The 4,339-nt window shown below is 69.0% G+C and carries 4 protein-coding genes and 1 pseudogene; 3 read left to right on the top strand and 2 right to left on the bottom strand.

Annotated features, from left to right (window positions below; genetic code table 11):
- A pseudogene (locus VD972_RS35045) lies at window positions 1-1,002 on the bottom strand (chromosome segregation protein SMC); the annotation flags it as partial.
- Between the two features lie 30 nt (window positions 1,003-1,032).
- On the opposite strand from VD972_RS35045, the gene epmA reads away from it, so the two are divergent.
- The 3 genes from epmA to VD972_RS35030 are packed head-to-tail and all read left to right on the top strand — an operon-like array spanning window position 1,033 to window position 3,430.
- Window positions 1,033-2,037 (top strand): EF-P lysine aminoacylase EpmA, encoded by a 1,005-nt coding sequence (gene epmA, locus VD972_RS35040; RefSeq protein WP_324993162.1) that lies wholly within the window; start codon window positions 1,033-1,035, stop codon window positions 2,035-2,037.
- On the top strand, window positions 2,034-2,768 hold the full coding sequence (locus VD972_RS35035) for a lysophospholipid acyltransferase family protein (protein WP_324993161.1): 735 nt from the start codon (window positions 2,034-2,036) through the stop codon (window positions 2,766-2,768). The genes epmA and VD972_RS35035 overlap by 4 nt, the downstream gene beginning before the upstream one ends.
- Window positions 2,765-3,430, top strand: coding sequence for an inorganic pyrophosphatase (locus VD972_RS35030; protein WP_324993160.1), 666 nt, complete (start codon window positions 2,765-2,767; stop codon window positions 3,428-3,430). The genes VD972_RS35035 and VD972_RS35030 overlap by 4 nt, the downstream gene beginning before the upstream one ends.
- Window positions 3,431-3,443: 13 nt before the next feature.
- Here the strand turns inward: VD972_RS35030 and VD972_RS35025 are convergent.
- Window positions 3,444-4,339, bottom strand: an 896-nt coding sequence (locus tag VD972_RS35025; RefSeq protein WP_324993159.1) for a TonB C-terminal domain-containing protein, incomplete at its 5' end; no start/stop codon positions are given.

Genomic DNA, 4,339 nt, shown 5'->3' with positions numbered 1-4,339 from the left:
CATCAGCCGCCCCTGGTGCAGCACCCCCGAGGCGGGCTTCTCCGACAGGCGCACGTCTCCCGGCACTTCGATGGGGAGGGTGAGCGGACGCGGGTTCTTGCGAGGGTTGTCCCGCGCATCGATATAGATGTTGGGCATCTCCGTCAGGTCGATGCCCAAGCCCTGCAGCGAGCCATGCACCCGGAGCATCGCCTCCTGCTGGGGGAAGGCGTTCTCCACCTCGCGCGAGCGGAACAGCCGGGGGATGTCCGCGCGGGTGATGTTGGCGAAGGGCATGGCCAGCTCCCGCTGCGAGAGCCGCTCCATGACGGTGCGGTAGGGCTCCTGGGTGGCCTGGAGGATCTCCTCCGCGAGCACGCTCAGCCGGGTGAGATCCGCCTGGCGCAGCTCGGCCCCGAAGGCCTCGTACGAGGAATAGCCCAGCTCCTTCACCAGCTCCACGGTGCGCTCCTCGCGGCGGCGCAGGGACTGGCTCAGCCGCTCGATGGCCGGCACCGCGGCGGTGTAGAGGGCGCGGCGCTTCCCCGTGCTCTTCTCGTTGGCCAGCAGGCGCTCCAGATCCCGGTAGCGCACCTCGCGGGTGTCCACGGTGAAGGTGAGCGAGGCCTCCAGGTTGGCGAGGGCGTCGTTGTACTCGGCCAGCTCGCGCGACAGGTACTCGCCCGCGACGTGGGACTGGAGCGCCGTGAGGGCCCGCAGCTCGCGAGGATCCTGGGTGAGCTGGCGCAGCCGATCGATCTTCCGGACATTCTCGACGGAGAAGAGCCCCTCCTTGCCCTTGTAGGTGGCGGCGATGTCCACCGGCTTGCCCTCCGTCCACAGCTCCCAGATGAGGCGGTTCTGGGTCTCGAGCAGCGCCTGGGCCTGGACGGACAGCTCCTTCACCTCGGTGGCGAGGTGCTTTGCCTCCGTGACCTCGGGTGGCGGCGGCGGGGGCACCGCCTTGGGGCAGGCGGTGAGACAGAGAGCGAGAGCCAGCTGGAAGAGGACCCTTGGGTGCATGGAGGGGGCAATGTAACGTCCGCCGGGCTCATGCCCAATCAACTCCGATGGCGAGCGGCTGCGGGCCGACAGGCGCTCCAGGCTGCGCTCCGGCGCTTCTTCGCCGGCCGGGGGTACCTGGAGGTGGAGACCCCCCTCCTGGTGCCCGCTCCAGGCATGGAGCCACACATCACCGCCTTCGAGACCCCCTTCCTTCCAGAGACGGACATCGGGAGGCCTCGCTCGCTCTACCTGCACTCCAGCCCCGAGTACGCAATGAAGCGCCTGCTCGCCGAGGGGGCAGGCCCCCTCTTCCAGCTCTGCAAGGTGTTCCGGAACGGGGAGGTGTCCGCGACGCACAACCCCGAGTTCACGATGCTGGAGTTCTACCGGCCCCACGCGGACTACCACGTCATCATGGAGGAGCTGGAGCAGGCGCTGGCGGAGGCGGGGCGCTCGGTGACGGGCGGGGAGTCTGGGGCGGACCCGACCTTCTTCACCCGGCTGCCGTATGAGCGCATCACCGTGAGGGACGCGGTGCTGCACGCCACGGGGGTGGATCTGCGCGCCTGCCCGGATGGGCCCTCGCTCAAGCGCGCTGCCGAGGCCGTGGGCGTGCGCACGGGGGACGCGACGAGCTTCGACGACGTCTTCTTCCACCTGTTCCTGCAGCGGGTGGAGCGGGGGCTGGGCCACGAGCGGCCCACCTTCCTGATCGAGTACCCGGCCTCCATGGCCTCGCTGTCGCGCCTGAAGCCCGGGGATCCGGCGGTGGCCGAGCGCGTGGAGCTGTACGTGAAGGGGCTGGAGCTGGCCAACGGCTTCTCCGAGCTGACGGACGCGGTGGAGCAGCGCGCCCGCCTCGTGGAGGAGCAGGAGCTGCGCAAGGCCCTGGGCCGCCCCGTGTACCCCTTGGACGAGCGCTTCCTGGACGCTGTCGGGCGGATGCCTCCCTCCGCGGGGATCGCCGTGGGGCTCGATCGCATCTTGATGCTGCTCATGGGAGTGAGCACCATCTCGGACGTCCTCCTCTTTCCCGCCCACGAGTTCGTGTGATCCCCGAGTTTCTCAAGACAGCGTTCGCGGATGTGGCCGCGGCGGGCCTGACGGGGGTGACATCACCGCTGACGTCGCTCCTGTCGATCCGGGATCCCCGCGATGCGGACGGCCTGCTCTACTACTGGGGCCGCTCGATGATGGCGGCCGCGGGAGCGACGCACACCGCGCGCGGCCTGGACCACCTGCCCCCGGGCAACGTCGTCTTCGTGTGCAACCACCAGTCGAACTACGACGTGATCCTCTTCTTCGCACACGTGCGGAAGCACACGCGGTGGGTGGCCAAGCGCGAGCTGTTCAAGATCCCCGTCTTCGGGCAGACGATGCGCCTGGCCGGCAACATCCCCGTGGATCGGGATGGGAGCGAGTCGGACAAGAGCCGGCTCTCGGAGGCCGTCCTCGCCGTGCGCGAGCGCGTGAGCGTGATGTTCTTCCCGGAGGGCACGCGCAACTCGGATGGGAAGCTGAAGCCCTTCAAGAAGGGCGCCGCGGTGTTCGCGATCCAGGCGGGGGTGCCCATTGTGCCCATGGCGGTGTCCGGCACGCGGCTCATCCTGCCCAAGGGGAGCCTGGCGCTCCGGTGGGGGAAGCGGGCGGCGCTGGTGATCGGCGAGCCCATCCAGACGCAGGGGCTCTCGGTGGAAGACCGGGACGCCGTCACGCATCAGTTGGAGCAGACCGTCGCGCGGCTCTATGCCCGCGCGTGCGAGCTCTCGGGAGACAGACCATGAAGAAGCCTCTCTGGCACGCCTTCCAGGCCCACCCGTGGCATGGCGTGAGCCCTGGCGAGGACGCGCCGCAGACCGTCACCGCGTACATCGAGCTCGTCCCCACGGACGCGGTGAAGTACGAGCTGGACAAGGAGACGGGCATCCTGCGGCTGGATCGGCCCCAGCAGTTCTCCAGCCAGTGCCCCACGCCGTACGGCTTCATCCCGCGGACATTCTGCGGCCCGCTGGTGGCGAAGCGCGCCGCCGAGCGCACCGGCCACAAGGACATCCGCGGGGACGGAGACCCCATGGACATCTGCGTGCTCACGGAGAAGGTCATCAGCAGTGGAAACCTGCTGGTGCGCGCGGTGCCCATCGGCGGCTTGCGGATGATCGATGGCAGCGAGGCCGACGACAAGATCATCGCCGTGCTGGAGTCGGACCTCGCCTATGGCGAGATCCAACACATGGCTCAGTGCCCTCGCGCCATGGTGGACCGGATCAAGCACTACTTCCTCACGTACAAGCAGATCCCAGGTGAGGGAAGGCGCAAGGTGGAGATCGCCGAGGTGTACGATCGACCCGAGGCGCTCGAGGTCATCCAGCGCAGCATGAAGGACTACCAGAGCCTTTACGGTGGGGGCTCGGAGCGCTCCACGCGCTCGAGCGGCCGCAAGCGCTGAGGCCACCCGGGGCTCACTGGACCGAGAGCAGCCGCACCCGCTTGTAGATGCGGCGGTCCAGCGGCAGCCGCATGTCGATGAACTGCAGGGCCTCGTCGAACTCGAAGCTGAGCGTGGGCACAGGCGGGGTGATGGAGATGATCAGCTCGAACTGCCAGAGGCTCGTGAGCTTCTCCTTGCCCGCGAGGGCCTCCGGCGGTGGGGGCGGGAGCTGCTCGGCAGCGGCCCGCACGTCCTTGAGGGCCTCTTTGTCCACCTGGACGTTGTTGCTGGGGGACACCAGCGTCACCTCGAGCAGCTTTCCCTCGGCGTCCTGCACCACGCGGATGATGGCGCGGCGAGTGGACTGGAACTCCTCGCGCATCTGCTGGCGCATGGCCCGGCGCGCCTCGAGGTTGGGGTTGGAGTTGGCGGGAGGGGGCCTGCGGCCCGGCTTCAAGGCGGGATCCGCTTCGAGCGGAGAGCCCGAGGCGCCGTAGGACGCGGCGCGATCGCGCCAGATGTTGTTCCAGGCCTTGCTGTTCTCCTGGGCCTGCTCCAGGAAGCCCTTGAAGCCCTGGGAGGTGACGGCGCGCTCGGCATCCCAGGACTTCAGCAGGCTCTTGCCGAGCTGGCTGAAGTACGGGTGGACCAGACCGCGCTGGACCTTTCCCTGGCCGAGTGTCTCCACCGTCAGCTTGTCCATGACCTGCTGCGCGGACTGGGACGGGAGTTCTCCAGGCCCCTTCGGCTCCGTGGGCTTCACGGCCACGTCTCCGCCCGGCGTGAGCGTGAGCGAGGGCGTGAGGCGAGGGCCGTCGAGCCGAGGGGCCTCTGCCGCACGTGGCACGTCCGCTCGGGGGATGTCCGTTGCGGGAGGGGAGGGCGCCTGGGCTGTCGCTTCAGGCGGGGGGGGAGGAGCAGGAGGCG

Origin of the sequence: Hyalangium sp. (assembly GCF_035629615.1) — a bacterium.
Taxonomy (GTDB): domain Bacteria; phylum Myxococcota; class Myxococcia; order Myxococcales; family Myxococcaceae; genus Hyalangium.
Note: the sequence above shows the minus strand (reverse complement) of the source record. Positions and strands in the feature narration are given on the sequence as shown.